The following is a 16,720-nucleotide window of genomic DNA, read 5'->3' as shown; positions in this document are numbered from 1 at the left end:
GAGATTTATACTCTCCAAAATGATGATTACATCATTTGGCCTAATATTTTTTTGTACTGTTTCTTATGCTCAAGTCAAAGAAACAGCCAAAAGAAAAGATGTACAATTATATCAAATCATTCAGCTATACAATCAACAGAAATGGGAGGAGGGAAAACGTTTAGCAGATGAATCCATTAAGGAAACCCCAAAGGATTCTGATCTGAGAATGATGGCTGGAAAATATTACCTACATAAAAAACAATATGATAAAGCTCGATATGAATTGGCAAAATCATTGGAATATGGCTCTTCCAACACCGAATCTAAACAAATGCTTATTGCCGTTGAAACTGAAACAGAACGATACTCTAGTGCTATTTGCTATATCAACGAATTACTGGAAGTGAATCCTTATGGAAAAGAACTTTGGCGGAAAAAAATTGACCTCTACAGAATATCAGGCAATCAAGTTGAAGCAGATCGATTACTAAAAAGGATTTCACAGATTTACCCAAATGACCCTGAGATAAGTAAAGACCTATCCTATATCATTGAGCAAAGAACGGTTGAAGTTAGTAGGTCCGGTAAAATCGATAAAACAATCGAACTTGCAAGACAAACAGTCGAAGATCAACCCAATCAACAAGAACTCTATTTTCCTGTTATTGACAATTACATTAAAGCCGGAGATTTTAGCAACGCCCTAGCCTATACAGACAGAGCACTAAATCACTTTCCTAAGGATGAAGGATTTGTAAAAAAGAAACTTGCCATATTAGAACATGAGGATCGGTATTCTGAACTTCTGGGGTTCCTCAATGCTGAAATGAAGAATGATGCCAGTGGAAACCTTAGAAACCTTTACAACTACTATTTATTGGAAGCAGCGAGAAATGCAAAAGATAGCGATCCAGTTACCTTATATGGTAAAATCTTTGCTGCATCTCCCGGAAACACAGAAGCTTTTAATTATGTCTTTAGCGAACTCTTTAGTCAGGCACAATATGAAGAAGCAATTCATCTATTAAATAGACACCGCAATAGTGTCGGACCTAGAAAAGAGCTTGATTTGAAGGAGCTAAATGTTTATAAAAGCATGCAGAATCTACCAAAGGTGTCGAGCTTTACGAAAGAACTCTTCAAAAGATATCCTGATGATGCAGACCTTCGCGAATCCTATGTAACATACAGCTTGAAAAGTGCCAAAAATAGCATGGACGAAGGCAAAATTAATACAGCCATTGCTGATTGGAAAGAAGCTATCCAGTACGGGAATCAAGAAGCAATAAATTATGCGCGAATAGGAATGTATAATGCTTATCAATCCTCCAAACAATATCCTGAAGCTATTGCAGTATTGGATGAAATGCTAATTGATGACCCAGAAAACCTGGATCTCATCATGAAAAAATCAGACCTATACAATAAGCAGGGTAGTTATGATTATGCATTAACAATTTATGAACAAATCCTAGATAAAACCTCAGGAGAAGAAAGATCAAGACTGCAAAACGGTTATTCTGAAATAGCCTCTCCTTTGGTCAAGAACTTTCGGGAAGAATATAAACTGATCGAAGCGAAACAACTCTGCGAAAGATGGTTGGCGATTGAAAATCATAACCAAGAAGCACTTATTGCCATTACCAACATCAGTTACCAGCTTCGGGATTACGATGCCATGCTCGCTTATTCTCAAGCAGCGGTACAATTTTACCAGAATGATATCCCATTTAAGATTAAGCTGGCCGAAGCTCTGAGTCATAAAAAGGAAAGATTGGGTGATTCATGGGAATTACTTCATAACCAAGTAATAATCACCCCTTTCCACCAACCATTGCTAAACACCTTCAACAGTACTTCAGAGGAATATGCAGAAGACTTAATTAAAAATAAAGACCATGCTAATGCCCTCGCAGTCATAGACACTGCGCTACATTATAAGGAAAATAATAAGGCGCTAAAATATCTTAAAGGCCGCGCTTATGAAGGCTTAAAAGTTTATGATTCCGCATATTATTATCAAAAATTTTATGAGCCTGGTCCATTGGAATTTGACGAATTTAAAGAGCATTTGGATTACTTGGCTCAACGATCATATCAGAACACTGTCGGTATTTCCCATCTCAATTCAAGATTCGGTGAGAATAATATGCTTATTACGATATCCTCAATTGAATATTCTCATAAAAATTCAAATGGATCCATGTTTACTGGTCGATTGAACTATGCAGGTCGCGAAGAAGGGCAAGGTGTACAGGGACTCATTGAATGGACTAGACCATGGACAAAAGGAGTTTCAAGCAGGATCGACCTAGCGATCTCAAATAGGTATTTCATGCAGTATACAGCAAATGCCGCTTTACTATATAACTGGGAGTCCTCTTGGCAATTAGAAACTTCTGTTGGTTTTAGAAAGTTTTTCACTGATCAAAACTTAACCAACTTCAATTTGGCATTGGCAAAGACAATCAATGGTTTTAATCTCTCAGGAAAGCTTTCCAATTTCTTACTAGCTGATCAAGGTAATACAAATTACCTGTACAATGTAGGACTTAAAGCTCAATATTTCTTGAGCAACCCTAGAAACTTTGTTTTGGCAGTTGCTAACATCGGAAACTCAGCAGACATAGATCTTGTGGACTATCAACTCTTTAATAGTTTCGAGGTCATAAATGCTATGGTGGGCGCCGGAATTGGCCGATCCATCACTCGAAATATATCTGCCAATGCATTAGGAACTTGGTATAACTTTCAAGCCCAAAGAATAGGTGATAATAACATTTATAGAAATCATTACAATCTTAATCTGCAAATCAATGTATCTTTCTAGATGGTCTATAACGCTGTTCAGCATATTTGCTCTGACCTCTTGCACAAGCAGTAAAGGGCAAAGTAAATTGCTCAAATTCCCGGATCAGAAGGTCATAATCTTATCTAATGGAGATGATGCCAGCACTGAGGTAGCCGACTACCTTTATCAGCACTTGACCAAGCGAAACAAGGAAGATAAAACCTCCATTCTAAGAGCCGACAATGCTAACCCAAATGACAAATCAAATCTGATTTATTTGGAATTGGTTGCTGATCTAAACTTTGATTATGAGATCAATAATATCCCTGGAAAGCTTTCTTTATTTGCAAAAGACCGAGAGACCATGATTTGGTTAATATATGAGCTGATTACTCAATTAGGAGAAGAAATAGACCTGGATACGCATGACCTACCTCCTGCAATAATTAATTTCAAAAATGGACAGTTTAATTTTGCCATTCGCTATAGAGAACCTCATTTATTGAGTAATACCAATCCAGATCTAGCTGGTATTTACCATAACAATAGTGTGGATGAAGATTGGGGAATTTGGGGTCATAACTTTAAAAAGGTCTTTGATGGAAAGATCCCCGAGGCCTCCTATGCCCAAACTGAAAAAGGAATAGATAAAAAACAATTTTGTTTCTCTTCTGATGCTACCATCAATGCAATCAAAAGCTATCTGGATACGCAAAGGGGAAATGGTGTTCAGTGGTTCATGGTTACTCCTAACGATAATAATATTGCCTGTACCTGTGCGAGTTGTAAAAAACTGGGAAATAAACCTGGACAAGCAACAGCAGCCATTTCGCACTTGTTAAATAGCCTTGCAAAATCCTACCCAAACTATTTCTTCTTCACAACCGCATACCTGACAACCAAAAACGCACCAACCATTCAAATGGAAAAAAACACTGGTGTTTTTATTAGCACGATTGATTTCACCAAATTATCTAAGATTAATCAGACAAGCAGCTCAGTAAAAGATTTCGAGTCATTGGTCCGACAGTGGAAAGAAAAAGTCAATGAAGTTTACCTTTGGGACTATATTGCCAATTTTGATGATTACTTAAGCCCCTACCCTGTTTTATACCGATTTCAGAACCAGCTCTCCTTTTTTCAATCTATTGGGGTAAATGGATTTTTCCTTAATGGATCGGGCTACGACTATTCTCCTTTTGAGGATATCAAAACCTATGTGCTAAGTGCGATGATGATGAACCCCACTTTGGATACTGAACTCCTAATAAGGAACTACTGCGATAGATTTTATCCGGTTTCAGGTAAAATTATAGCTGATTACCTTCTTGAAATTGAAGAAAAATCAACCCAATCAAAATCCGAAATAGGGATGTATTCACCCTTCAGAGACCTTATGAAGTCCTTTTTGGACCAAGGTCGGTTTCAATTATTCTACAAGAATCTGTCAGAAATAATCACAAAAACTAATCCAGAGGAAAGAACAAAGCTTGATAGATTAATATTGGCCTTGAGTTATACTAAACTCCAATTCCAATACCACAAAGGGAACCTTGAAAATGGTTTCCTCTTGCAAAAAGAAAATACCTTATGGGTGAACCCAAAATACCAAACAGAAGTAATGGAATTGGCAGCTTATTCTAAGAAATATCATCAAGAGAATTATAAAGAATTTGATGGAAAAATAAGCAGCTATGTTTCCGAATGGAATCATATGCTGACACAACCTATGAATCGAAATTCATTTCAATTGAAAAACGTTGTTGATATCAAAATGAACCAATCTCTGCAGGAAGGGAAGCTTTTGAACAACAATCTCCCTGGATTTTTATCAGACTTTAATCAGGGCTGGTTGCTTGCTGGAAATGACATCAAAGTCATTGGAAATGTTGTCATTCCAGAGACGAAGTTGAAAACAATCCGTATGAGATTCTTATCCAATCCAAGACATCGGATGCTAAGACCTGATAAGATTGAAATTCTCAAAGATGGAACTAACATCGTCACTGTTCTCGGAAAGGAATTAATCAAAAAAAACAACTCTTTTCAATTGGAAAAAACAATTATGCTTGATCCAAAACAACAAATAGAAGTAAGAATAAATAAAAATAGAAACATTAATAAATCAGTAATAGCGTGTGATGAAATTGAAATATTTTAATATATCGTTTTTAGTGGCAATCCACTTATTTTTAACAGGTTGTGTTGATATAAAAAGCAAGAAAACCACTTTGGAAATTGAAGACAACCATAGACATTACTATCCCATTTTAGCCGGAGAGGTAAAGGATTTATCCTTTAACCTAAAGAACACTGGCGAAAACCCTTTAATTCTGACTGATATAATCACTTCATGTGGTTGTTTGAAGACCGCAGAGGGTCTTGGGAACTTCTCAATTCCTCCTAAAAAGGAAAGAAAACTAATTTTGAGTTATAATAGTGCAAAGAATATTGGTTCCGTGAAACACTTTATAACCCTTTATGGAAATTTTAAGAATGCTGAGTTTCATGAAATAGTTTTTGACATCAATGTCGTTCCTGATGCTCTGTACACCAAGGATTATGAGGAATTATTTACTGAGGAAAATGCCAAGAATAATGGACTTGAAATTTTGATGGACGGACCAAAAGGTAATAAGGGATATTATCTAACTGAAAACCATCCTAAGGTTATTGGAGAAAATAATTGATTCCAAAATATTTTTCCTATAACAAAATTTTAGTTTGTAAAGAATTGGATTCATTCATAGAGATGATGTGAAAAATGTGGATATTTAACTGCGTGAGTTTACTATTATCTTAATATGAAACCCAAAGCCTATAACCCACAAGAAATACTGATTTCATTACTTGAAATTGAGAAATCCCTACGGACGGTTATAAAAGAGAATTGCCCTGAAAAATCAATTACTTTAAATGAAGACCTTGACAAAGCTCTGAATGATCTATTAGGGGGAGAAAGTGACGATATCGATAAGGTTGAATTCTTAACAACCCAATTATCACTTTTGCATCTCAAACGTGAAATTGAAAAGACCATCAAGGTTGTATTAGAAACCAACGATCTCCGGGCCTTTGTGGATTATTCGAAACATACACAGGAAATATTGAGGAAAATAAACAAGAAAAACAATGTCTGGGCAACATTAGATTATATTCTATTAATTGCGCTGTGTGCCAACTTTATTATCGTCGCTCTCGCCCTGTATTACCTAAGGTAATTAATACGGAAAATTGAATTCTCACATTTCAAGAAATAGAAAAAATCAAGAATATCAGATAAAAGCATTAAACATATATGAAATTCATTTTTAGAAACTTCTTATTGCTAATGTGCCTTTTTTTAAATTATGCACATACAGCAGGGAATTCAATTGAAACTACAAACGGAACCTCTTTCAGAAATACCATTCCTATTCTAGCAGAAAACCTAAGAGTTGTGGCTCTGAATGCAGATTCACTTATAGCATCTGCCAATAGTGATAAACAACGAATTGCCGCATTAATGACCAAAGCAAAGGTTTATTTCAAACAAGGGAATTACCCCCTATCCGTCAAGATCGCCATGCATGCAGATTCCATTGCTTCCTACACTTCAAATTTTAGATGTCAAGCAACAATCTCCGGATTTATAGCTAAGTCTTTCCGCGCCTTAGGTTTGAAACATATCTCAAGCAGGTACCTGGACCGCGCACAAAAAGCTAACGACATGATTAAGGATTCTGAAATCAAGAATTTTAATTCTGTTGACATTCTCCATGAACATGCCTACCATTTCCTGGAAGAAAAGAAATATGCAGAAGCCAATGAATTAGCAATCTCAGCCGCTAAACAGATCCCTCAAAACGCACATGATATAAAAAAATTAAAGATTGTTGAAGCAACAAATGATCAAATCATGGGAATCTCCAAATTGAGATCTGGTAAGCTAAAAGCCGCAGACTCCTTGCTGAATTCTTCCCTTCATAAATTGAGCGACATTGAATCTTCCCTGAAACCCCGGGTTTATATTGCCCTTGGGGAGATTGCATTAAAAGAATCCAACTATACAATAGCTCATCAATTTCTTACCATGGTAGATCAATACCTAAAAGCTGAAAATGATGAAGATCTTGAAAAAATATCCTACGACAGCTGGTCTGAATATTACAAGGAAACCAGAAACATGGAATATGCGCTATATTATAGCAAGAAATCTGCTGATTTATTGAATACCAAAATAGACCAAGCCAATTTATTATCAGACTCCTTGCTTAAAGAAACAGCCGTTAGAGAAGAATTATACCGCTTTCTATATATCCTTTCCCTTAGTGGGATTATCCTTTTTCTGGTCTTTGCAGCCTACTTCCTACTTGTCTGGAAAAGAAAAATATGGACCCACCCTGAAGCCATAGAACCTTCAAATGATATCACAACTCATTTATTCTTAGATGCCAGTGAACTATCAAACCCCGATAAAATGGAATCAGAAAAAGACAATTCGAAGTTGAATCAAATAAAAATCTCAAAATACACCGAGACCAGCCTTTTTAGAAAACTTGAGAAATTAGAAGAAGAAAAGTTCTATTTAGAAAAGAATGTCAAACTCGATCAGATTGCATCCAAAATGGGAACAAATTCCAAGTATGTTTCCTATATCATCCTAAAATATCGACAAATGGATTTCTATGAATTCATCCAAACCAAAAGAATAGAACATTTTTTAAATCTAATCAAAGGCTCTCCAGAACTTTTAGATTTCAAATTAGCTATCCTAGCTCAAAAGTGTGGCTTTTCCTCTTTAAGCAAATTCTCCACATCCTTTAAAAATATTACCGGCATGCCTCCATCAACCTATATTAATCTTTTAAAGAAAGAGTTAAACACTTAACTTATCACCAAGAACTTAACTTTCCTCAGACCTATTCGGCCATCCTCAGGTCAGTATTTTTGATTTTTTTTATGGCCCAAGTCCGAGTTATTTCTGATGATTTTATAGATAAGATTTGAGGGGAAAAATAAGGAAATGTATTTATTAAAATTTTGATATAGAGAAAGAAAATGAGGGATTTTAAGCGAGGAGGGTTTACTGCGGCGATTCAGTGTCCTAATCTTTAATACGACCAAGAATATATTGTTCTCGGTCACTTATTTTGGTATAAGTTATAGTTTTGGAGACTTAATTAACTATCTTAAAGAATGCTCTAATTTCTCCGGAATAATTTTCCCGTTTTCTTTTGCTTTTTCTAAATAAAATTTGGCACTTGGGATATCGTTTAATGAGACATAAAATACATTAATGCGTTGACTTGGTCTAGCTTTCTGTAAACGCCATCTGTAAATTTTCCTATTGTATTCGGTTCTTTAAATTGTTGTCCATAGAGATATGTACAAAAGAATGCCTCTATAAATGCGAAAAACATTTTCATAATTAATGGCCAAAATGGTAAATTGAAATTCAAATTAACAATTAATACTTGGAATTTTGACTCATTGAAAAATAGTTTATCGAAGGCATAATTTCTTACTAATGAATAATGTTCAATAGTTAATTTTTAAAAGAACAACAGGAAAGTATTTTATAAAAAAAGATGAAGCCTAAAATAATATTATTAATTATTTCTTTTTTTATTGTCTCAATTTCAAGGAGTCAAATTGTTCTTTTGGACTCAATTACTAATAGTCCTATTGCTGCTGTAAGTGTGTTTGATTCAAATGGTCATTTAATATCTATTAGTGATAAGAATGGAACAATCTACCTGAATGAAGAAAAATTATCTGCCCTTGATTATTTTTCTTTTCAGCATCTTTCCTATCGTTCAAAAGAAATAAGCTTAAAAAATATATTAGCGACGGAAAGACTGGTTAAGCTATCGCCTTCTACTTTCGTGATTGATGAGATCGAAATAAATAATAAGCCTAAGGATTGGTTGCTCTTAAAAGGTTACTTCCGGGCTTTAGAAACGTTTGATGGCAAAAATAAATACTTCTCTGATGGCATTGTAAAATTCTATATTCCGTTAACCCAAAAAAAGGCAAAGATAAAACATAGCATAGATGCCTATCGGGTTTTGGGAAATAAGGAGGCTATAAAAGCTTACAAGGAAGCAATGGGGCCATTCGTAGAACCTCCAAGAATCCCAAATATTTCTTCGTCTCCAATTCACCTTGGTTTGTCAAAAGAGTACGAAATTAAAACGCAAGAAACCTCAGCCAACATTTATAAACAACAGGTGAAAGTAGGTGAAATAAAAATTAACCCTAATGGAAAAGCTCAAACCTATATTGATTTTGTACTACCCGATTCTATGATAAAAAAGAAACTATTTCGGATTGAAGGAATACGGACTAGTCAGGTTCGGATTGAGAACTATGATGTAGGCAGACTTTCTGATATTACTCTACAAAATCTTCAAAGCTTGTATAGCCATACCATCGGTAGTATTAAACGCAAAAATAATTTGGGTTATTTTCCTTATGAAATACTATCTGAATTCTACGTAATGGAGCGTAGCTTTTTAACTAACGAGGAAGTTGAAACTAAGAAAAGCATATTTAATAAGAGCTCCTATTTAGATGAAAAAAGTAATTATACTCAGGAGTTTTGGAAAGATTTGGAACGCTATGGCATTCCTTCTGTCGCTCCTGTTGTTGTTAAGCAGTTTGATAAAGAGTTAATTGAGTTTTGAGAAGTTAAAGAGCTCAGCTTATTGAACAAAATCAGAAATAGTTAAATTTAACTACCTAAGTATCATATGATAAACAAAACAATAGAAAAAGTGGCTTTGATCCATATCAAGAAAAATTGTGTCCTTAGTACTCTTTCCAAATCAAAAAATAAACTATACTTCCCAGGAGGAAAAAGAGAAAACAACGAATCTGACATAGAATGTTTAAAAAGGGAGGTTTTTGAGGAACTTAATGTTCATATTCTGGAAAATACCGTGGAATTTTTTGGAACATTTGAAGCACAAGCTGATGGTCATGCTTCAGGAGTTTTAGTCAAAATGTTATGTTATTTCTCTGATTTCGAAGGAACATTAATGCCTTCCAGTGAAATAGAGTCTTTTGAGTGGATAAAATACGAAGATAAAAATAGGACCTCTGCGGTTGATGTTCTTATACTAGAAAAGTTAAAAAAGCAGGGGTTAATCGAATAGAAAAATTCTTTTATGAATTTGTTGGATATGAATATTCAGCCTTAGGTCTAACTACTAAAAACGCATTACAATAAACTAAAAAAGCGACTTGAATAAGTCGCTTTTTTCTGTAGCCCGTAGGGGAATCGAACCCCTGTTTCAAGAATGAAAATCTTGCGTCCTAACCCCTAGACGAACGGGCCCTTTTGCTTTGGTGATGCAAATATAGAAGCTTTATCTATTCTTCCAAAATATTTTCACCGGCAAAAATATAACTCATTGGCTTTTAAACCGATATTTTTATATTAAATCAAATCCAATGTCTGTTCTGAAGTATTTTCCTTCAAAAAAGATACGTCCTGCATCAGCGGTTGCTTGTTGTAAGGCTGAGAATAGGTCATCCTCTAAAGCTGTTACAGCCAATACCCTTCCTCCAGCTGTTAATACGTTTGCTCCATCTTGTTTTGTACCGGCATGGAACACAATAGATTCTTTGACATTTTCCATGTTGGAGATCACCTTGCCAGTTTCATAGTTCCCTGGATAACCACCGGAAACAATGACTACTGTGGCTGCGGTTTTATCTGTAACGGTATAAGAACGGTTTGCTAGATCTTCTTTGGCAACACCTTCTAATAGGTCTACCAAGTCGGATTCGATACGAACAAGAACAGATTCTGTTTCAGGATCGCCCATACGAACGTTGTATTCAATCACATAAGGATCACCCCCTACGTTCATTAATCCGATAAAAATAAAGCCTTTGTAAGGGATATTATCTTTTTTCAAACCATCAACGGTTGGTTTAATAATACGCGCTTCTACTTTATCCAGGAAGTCTTGATCAGCAAAAGGAACTGGAGAAACAGAACCCATACCACCAGTATTTAATCCTGTATCGCCTTCGCCGATACGTTTATAATCTTTTGCCGAAGGCAAAACTTTATAGTCATTACCATCAGTTAACACAAAAACAGAAAGTTCGATTCCTTTCAAGAATTCTTCAACCACCACTACATCACTTGCCGCTCCGAATTTAGAATCATTGATCATCGCCTTTAATTCAGCTTTAGCCTCATCATAAGAATCCAGGATTAATACTCCTTTTCCTTGAGCCAAACCATCTGCTTTTAATACGATTGGAAGTTTTTGGGTATCCAAATAAGCCAATCCTTCTTCAAGGTTTTCTTTGTTGAAGGATTTGAATGCCGCAGTTGGGATATCATGACGAATCATAAACTCTTTAGAGAAATCCTTAGAGCCTTCCAATTGCGCACCTTCTTGCTGAGGACCTACGATTGCGATATGTTTCAATTCATCATTGGCAAGGAAGAAGTCATGAATTCCTTTTACCAAAGGTTCTTCTGGGCCTACGACAATCATTTCAATTTGATTTTTCAGCGCAAAATCAGCGATTCCTTGGAAGTCAGTTACTTTTAGGGCAACATTTTCACCATATTTTTCAGTTCCAGCATTTCCTGGAGCGATAAATAATTTGCTAAGTTTTGGGCTTTGTGAGATTTTATAGGCAAAGGCAGACTCTCTACCTCCAGAGCCGATGATCAGAATATTCATACCGCAAAGATATTGAAGCAGATGAGAAATCCGCTTTCAAAAAAAATATTTACAAACATTCTTTACAAATTTTCGTATAATTATAAGGAATTAGCCAACTTAATTATGAAGAAACTCCTGAGCTTGCTGGCCTTTTTTTGTTTAGTCAGCTTCCTTAATCCTTTGTCTGGCCAAACCACAGACCAGTTCCAAGCCAAAATGTCTGAGTATGCAGACAAGTTCCCGCAAGAAAAAATACACATTCAAACAGATCGAGATAATTATGGTGCCGGAGAAACCATTTGGTATAAGATCTATTCGGTTATCGGGATTGAAAACAAGCTTTCCGTATTATCCAACATCAGTTACGTAGAACTAATAAGTCCAACAGGAGAAATTGTATCCCAAAAAATCAATTCGCTTTTTACAGGGGTAGCTGTGGGGGATTTAGTGCTTTCGGACACCCTAGTTGAAGGTTCCTATAGAATGCGAGCCTATACCAATTGGATGCGAAATAGTAGCTCAGATTATTATTTTGAGAAAGTACTAAATATAGGGAATGTTCGGTCGGATAATATTGTCAGCAGCACAGAATTGATTTCTGAGGAGAATACAGAATATTATGTGATGCGGTTTAAGAATCCTGAAGGAAAAGATTGGGAGAAGACCCAGGTTGGCTATCAGGTTGTGGAAGGCGACAAAATAATTGATAAAGGAAGAGAGCCTTTGCAGCCCGACGGGACGGTAAAAATTAAAGTAAACAGCAAGAATAAGGGAAAACCAATTTCGCTTCGATTTAGGAATCTAGATGGTTCAATTGTAAAGAAGCTAATCAATACGAATGTATTTAATACGGACAATAGTGTTCAACACTTTGTAGAAGGGGGGCAAATTGTAGGCAATGAATTAAATCGGATTGCATTCAAAACCTTAAATCCTCAAGGACTAGGGATCAAGGCAGATATTTATATTTTGAGTTCCACGCAAGATACTGCGGCGAGTTTAAGTACCAATGCATTGGGGATGGGCTCGATCCCATGTTATCTAGCGGCTGGGGAAACTTATAAGATCAATGTTAAGTTTGATGATGGTACTCAAAAGACCACTAATCTAGAAATCATTCCGACCAACAGCATTTCTGTGGCTGTTAATAATTCCAATTCGGATAAGTTGTTGGTTCAGGTGAATGTATCAGAGTCCATGATCAATAATGAGGATCTCTATGTCACCCTACAACATTTGGGGAATATATATTATATGGCAAAAAACAGGGCTTCTCAGGCTAATGTTTTGTTTTCCATACCAAGGCAAGGACTTCCATCTGGCGTTTTGACTGTAAGCCTATTGAACAAGAATTTCATACCTATTTCAGAGCGTGCTGTATTCAATTTTAATAATTCCAGCATACTACCTTCGGATATAAAATTTGACAAGGCTTCTTATGGGTTAAGAGAGAAAGTCAATACGACCATAGATGTAGGCCAGCCGGGCGATAGTATTCGGTTTTCGGCACTCTCGGCTTCTATAGTCAATTTGAAAAATTATAAAGATAATGTACCCAATGCGGTAAGTATTTTAAGTTCGTTCTTTCTGAACGGAGATATTAGAGGATTTATAGAGAATCCTAGTTTTTATTTCAATGAAGATGGAACTGTTAAATCGGGGGATTTGGACGATCTGATGTTGACCCAAGGTTGGCGAAAGATAAAAATCAGCATGTTGGATTCCATCGCAACCTTAAAACCAGCTTTTAAGGCAGAAAAAGGGTTGACCATTGATGGTAGCATTAAAAGAGTGGGTAGAAATGCACCTGTTCCCAATGCTTCTATTCAATTAATTTCCACCAATAACTTTATGGAATACCTCGATACTACGGCGAATGCGGAGGGGTATTTTAGTTTTGACAACCTCTTATTTCCAGATAGTGTTAAGTTCTTATTATCAGCGAGAAATCAAAAAGGGAAGAATTTTGTAGATATCGTTTCCAACAGTTACTTATCGCCGGATATAAATTTTGAGAAGAACCAGCCCTTGATAAAAAATGACATCAATAAGCTGAATGAAGATCAGTTAGCGGCGAGCAAGAAGTTTTACGAGCAGTTGGAGCGAAAAGGGATCATGGATAAGGTTTTTCAGATTGAGGAGGTTACTGTTCGTGCGAGACGGCCGAAGGCAGCTGAAAACTCTTCCAATTTAAACGGGCCAGGAAATGCGGATCAGACACTTACCGCGGAAGATTTAAGCACCTGTGCGACGCTAGAAATGTGTTTAAACGGAAGATTAACTGGGGTAATCTTTCAAAATGGAGTTCCGACGACTACCAGAGGTGGCGGAGCGATGCAAGTTGTGGTGGATGGGATGTATATGGAGCCAGAAATCTTAAGCACGATTAATCCTGCTGATGTGGAAAGTGTTGAGGTTCTTCGTAATGCAAATTATACTTCCATTTATGGCTCATACGGTGCTTCTGGATTGATAATTATTACTTCCAAAACGGGCAGGAATGCACGATCTTCGGCATATCAACCAACGGGGATTTTATCCATAACTCCAAAAGGCATTTCGTTGACGAAGGAGTTTTATAAGCCGATTTATGAAGTTAATTCAGAGACGCAATTTCAATCGGATTTAAGGACAACCATACATTGGGAACCGGGCATAGTTACTAATGAAAACGGACATGCAAAGTTTGATTTTTACACTTCAGATGAAGGAGGTACCTATAGAATGATCATTGAAGGTTTAGATTTCAACGGTCGAATCCTTCGGAAAATCTTACAATTTGAGGTCAAGGAATAAACATAGATAAAACAGCAGTATGCCAGTCGAACCTAATCGTCTGGCATACTTATTATATGAGCATTTTGCCAATCAGCTAGTTCACAAATTCCACGATTTAATAGCTAAAAATTTATCGTTAAGCGTATTTTTTTATGTAAATTTCGATACTTAACAAATGGAAATCATATGGGTTCATTTATAAATACTCAAGTAACAGAAAACATCTGCTACATTCAATTAGATCGGGGAAAATCAAATGCGATGCATTTGGAAATGATAGAAGAAATCACTGACACCTTTAGAACCCTAAAGGAAGACCCTTCTGTATTTGCCGTTATTCTTCAAGGTAAGGAAGGATTTTTCACATCGGGTTTAGATTTGATTACCTTATTTCAATATGATGAGGAGCAGATGAAAACCTTTTGGACGAAGTTCATTGACTTGATTGAGGAATTAGCTTCCTTTCCGAAGCCATTTATTACGGCTATAACAGGTCATAGTCCGGCTGGTGGTTGTGTTTTAGCCTTATGTTCAGATTATCGGGTAATGGCTGCTGGAGAGTATATTATTGGTCTAAATGAGGTGCCTGTTGGTATTGTGGTACCTACGAGTATTTTTGAGTTATACAGTTTTTGGATTGGCTCGGGCAATGCAGCACGATTTTTAATGGAGGGGAAATTATTAACTCCGCAGGAAGCATTGAATATAGGCCTTGTAGATGAAGTTGTTAATTTTGACCGGATCCAAACCACGGCGGCACGTAAGGCGAAACATTATTTACAATTTGAGCCAAATGCGTGGAGAGCCACGAAATTAAATATTCGTCAGAACTTATTAAAAGAGGTTCAAGCGACCAAAGGAGTGGCTATAGAACAGGTATTAGAGCGTTGGTGGGCACCGTCGACGCGAGCAATCCTACAAGCAATCATTGATAATCTTACTAAAAAATCATAATTATGGCAGTACAAGGTGCTCTACAAGAAAATGCATTGAAAGGCAAGACCATTGTTGTTACGGGAGGTGGTACAGGTCTTGGCAAAGCTATGTCGACCTATTTCTCAGAGTTAGGGGCGAATGTGGTTATTAGTAGCCGTAAGTTGGATGTATTGGAGGAATCAGCGAAGGAGATTCAAGCAAAAACAGGTAATCCAGTTTTACCAGTGGCCTGCGATATCCGTCATCCTGAAGAGATTGCCCTATTAAAGGATAAAGCTATTGAGATTTTTGGACAGGTAGATGTATTGGTAAATAATGCTGCGGGGAATTTTATTTCGCCAACAGAACGCTTATCAGCAAATGCATTTTCAACAATTATAGATATAGTATTAAAGGGAACAGTAAATTGTACCTTGGAATTTGGGAAACATTGGATTGAAAAGAAACAAGCCGGAAATGTTTTAAATATTGTAACAACCTATGCCTTCACGGGTTCAGGTTATGTTGTTCCATCAGCGGTGGCAAAAGGCGGGGTTGTGACTTTGACGAAATCACTTGCTGTAGAATGGGGGAAATATGGCATTCGACATAATGCGATTGCTCCGGGGCCATTTCCTACGAAAGGCGCTTGGGATCGGTTACTTCCGGGGGAATTAGCCCAGAAGTTTGATTTTAAAAACCGCGTTCCTTTAAAACGCGTTGGAGAACATCAAGAATTAGCAAATTTGGCAGCGTTCTTGGTGTCAGATTTTGCAGGTTATATCAATGGGGAAATAATTAGCATTGATGGCGGAGAATGGTTGCAAGGTGCGGGGCAAATGAATGGGATGGAAGCCATTCCTGCAGAAATGTGGGATACTATAGAACAGACTATCCGGAAAAACAATAAATAATCATGATTAAAAATTACAGTTTAGGTCTACTGGCGTTTATTCTGCTTTTAGGATCTTGTAATAACTCTTCAAAAACCGCATCGGCGGAACAGGACACAGTAACGCGAGCAAGTTTGAATAAACCCGAAGAGATCCAACAGATTTCTGAGGTGATTACTCGATTTGCAAGAGCATATTTAAGTCAAGACAATGAAAAGGTCAATGCGTTGATTCATCCAGAACACGGCTTAGCGGTGATCTATCGTCCTGGAGTAATGGACGACTTCAAATTGGTTGATAGTTTTGACATTCGGAATCCTGTTCCGGCGCATTATCCGTATACCACTTTTGAAAATGATAAGACCCTAACCTTTGAGTCCTTACCAGAGTTCCAATGTGATACGGACAAATGGACAAAATATGGCTTCATGAGTGATACAACCAAAACAAGTGTAACTCACTTATTGGATACGATCATGAAATATCAGGGAGAATATAATGAGGTAAAATACGATGAAGCTACATTAAAGAAAGTCTCTATATTAGAAGATGGAAGCTATAGGGTAATTTTAAACCCTACGGATGAACACTTCTTGATTTTTCATGTTAAACAATTTGAGGGGTCATGGTTTGTCACCCTACTTGACAGATCCTATGGCAACTGTGATGCCTAGCATTTTATTATT

General features: G+C 36.6%; 12 protein-coding genes and 1 tRNA gene. 11 read left to right on the top strand and 2 right to left on the bottom strand.

Annotated features, from left to right (window positions below; genetic code table 11):
- Positions 1-19 precede the first annotated feature (19 nt).
- The 7 genes from PZ892_RS00340 to PZ892_RS00310 all read left to right on the top strand — a co-directional run bounded on the left by PZ892_RS00340 (position 20) and on the right by PZ892_RS00310 (position 9,912).
- Positions 20-2,812 carry a tetratricopeptide repeat protein gene (locus PZ892_RS00340; protein WP_277711894.1) on the top strand — a complete coding sequence of 931 codons (2,793 nt, stop codon included), beginning with the start codon at positions 20-22 and terminating at the stop codon, positions 2,810-2,812.
- Positions 2,799-4,934, top strand: a complete 2,136-nt coding sequence (locus PZ892_RS00335; protein ID WP_277711893.1) for a DUF4838 domain-containing protein — start codon at positions 2,799-2,801, stop codon at positions 4,932-4,934. The genes PZ892_RS00340 and PZ892_RS00335 overlap by 14 nt, the downstream gene beginning before the upstream one ends.
- 13 nt (positions 4,935-4,947) lie before the next feature.
- Positions 4,948-5,463: a DUF1573 domain-containing protein gene (locus PZ892_RS00330; protein WP_277711892.1), complete on the top strand. Its 516-nt coding sequence runs from the start codon at positions 4,948-4,950 to the stop codon at positions 5,461-5,463.
- A 114-nt stretch (positions 5,464-5,577) separates the two neighbouring features.
- Positions 5,578-5,994, top strand: a complete 417-nt coding sequence (locus PZ892_RS00325) for a hypothetical protein (RefSeq protein WP_277711891.1) — start codon at positions 5,578-5,580, stop codon at positions 5,992-5,994.
- Positions 5,995-6,071: 77 nt separating this feature from the next.
- Positions 6,072-7,643 (top strand): AraC family transcriptional regulator, encoded by a 1,572-nt coding sequence (locus PZ892_RS00320; RefSeq protein WP_277711889.1) that lies wholly within the window; start codon positions 6,072-6,074, stop codon positions 7,641-7,643.
- Between the two features lie 700 nt (positions 7,644-8,343).
- The gene (locus tag PZ892_RS00315; protein WP_277711888.1) at positions 8,344-9,441 is read left to right on the top strand and encodes a hypothetical protein; all 1,098 of its coding nucleotides are present in this window, start codon (positions 8,344-8,346) and stop codon (positions 9,439-9,441) included.
- A 66-nt stretch (positions 9,442-9,507) separates the two neighbouring features.
- Complete coding sequence (locus tag PZ892_RS00310; RefSeq protein ID WP_277711887.1) at positions 9,508-9,912, top strand: NUDIX domain-containing protein; 405 nt, start codon at positions 9,508-9,510, stop codon at positions 9,910-9,912.
- Positions 9,913-10,022: 110 nt separating this feature from the next.
- On the opposite strand, the gene PZ892_RS00305 is transcribed toward PZ892_RS00310, so the two are convergent.
- Together PZ892_RS00305 and purD are read right to left on the bottom strand one after the other, a co-directional pair.
- A tRNA-Glu gene (locus tag PZ892_RS00305) sits at positions 10,023-10,094 on the bottom strand.
- 97 nt (positions 10,095-10,191) lie between these two features.
- Entirely contained in the window at positions 10,192-11,466 is a 1,275-nt protein-coding gene (purD, locus tag PZ892_RS00300; protein ID WP_277711885.1) for a phosphoribosylamine--glycine ligase, read from the bottom strand.
- A gap of 105 nt (positions 11,467-11,571) precedes the next feature.
- On the opposite strand from purD, the gene PZ892_RS00295 reads away from it, so the two are divergent.
- The 4 genes from PZ892_RS00295 (at position 11,572) to PZ892_RS00280 (ending at position 16,708) form a co-directional block, all read left to right on the top strand.
- A complete protein-coding gene (locus PZ892_RS00295) occupies positions 11,572-14,244 on the top strand; it encodes a TonB-dependent receptor plug domain-containing protein (RefSeq protein WP_277711884.1) in 2,673 nt (890 codons plus the stop codon).
- A gap of 168 nt (positions 14,245-14,412) precedes the next feature.
- Positions 14,413-15,180 (top strand): enoyl-CoA hydratase/isomerase family protein, encoded by a 768-nt coding sequence (locus tag PZ892_RS00290; RefSeq protein ID WP_094281239.1) that lies wholly within the window; start codon positions 14,413-14,415, stop codon positions 15,178-15,180.
- 2 nt (positions 15,181-15,182) lie between these two features.
- Positions 15,183-16,055 carry an SDR family oxidoreductase gene (locus tag PZ892_RS00285; protein ID WP_277711883.1) on the top strand — a complete coding sequence of 291 codons (873 nt, stop codon included), beginning with the start codon at positions 15,183-15,185 and terminating at the stop codon, positions 16,053-16,055.
- A gap of 2 nt (positions 16,056-16,057) precedes the next feature.
- Positions 16,058-16,708, top strand: coding sequence for a hypothetical protein (locus PZ892_RS00280; protein ID WP_277711881.1), 651 nt, complete (start codon positions 16,058-16,060; stop codon positions 16,706-16,708).
- Positions 16,709-16,720 lie beyond the last annotated feature (12 nt).

This window comes from Sphingobacterium sp. WM (genome assembly GCF_029542465.1).
Taxonomy (GTDB): Bacteria; Bacteroidota; Bacteroidia; order Sphingobacteriales; family Sphingobacteriaceae; genus Sphingobacterium; species Sphingobacterium cellulitidis.
This window is presented reverse-complemented; position numbering and strand designations above follow the sequence as displayed.

What these genes read in the sequence shown, in the direction of transcription:
- PZ892_RS00340 (WP_277711894.1), top strand. Translation starts at nt 20, where the DNA reads ATGATGATTACATCATTTGGCCTAATATTTTTTTGTACTGTTTCTTAT.
- PZ892_RS00335 (WP_277711893.1), top strand. Translation starts at nt 2,799, where the DNA reads ATGTATCTTTCTAGATGGTCTATAACGCTGTTCAGCATATTTGCTCTG.
- PZ892_RS00325 (WP_277711891.1), top strand. Translation starts at nt 5,578, where the DNA reads ATGAAACCCAAAGCCTATAACCCACAAGAAATACTGATTTCATTACTT.
- PZ892_RS00320 (WP_277711889.1), top strand. Translation starts at nt 6,072, where the DNA reads ATGAAATTCATTTTTAGAAACTTCTTATTGCTAATGTGCCTTTTTTTA.
- PZ892_RS00315 (WP_277711888.1), top strand. Translation starts at nt 8,344, where the DNA reads ATGAAGCCTAAAATAATATTATTAATTATTTCTTTTTTTATTGTCTCA.
- PZ892_RS00310 (WP_277711887.1), top strand. Translation starts at nt 9,508, where the DNA reads ATGATAAACAAAACAATAGAAAAAGTGGCTTTGATCCATATCAAGAAA.
- purD (WP_277711885.1), bottom strand. Translation starts at nt 11,466, where the DNA reads ATGAATATTCTGATCATCGGCTCTGGAGGTAGAGAGTCTGCCTTTGCC.
- PZ892_RS00295 (WP_277711884.1), top strand. Translation starts at nt 11,572, where the DNA reads ATGAAGAAACTCCTGAGCTTGCTGGCCTTTTTTTGTTTAGTCAGCTTC.
- PZ892_RS00290 (WP_094281239.1), top strand. Translation starts at nt 14,413, where the DNA reads ATGGGTTCATTTATAAATACTCAAGTAACAGAAAACATCTGCTACATT.
- PZ892_RS00285 (WP_277711883.1), top strand. Translation starts at nt 15,183, where the DNA reads ATGGCAGTACAAGGTGCTCTACAAGAAAATGCATTGAAAGGCAAGACC.
- PZ892_RS00280 (WP_277711881.1), top strand. Translation starts at nt 16,058, where the DNA reads ATGATTAAAAATTACAGTTTAGGTCTACTGGCGTTTATTCTGCTTTTA.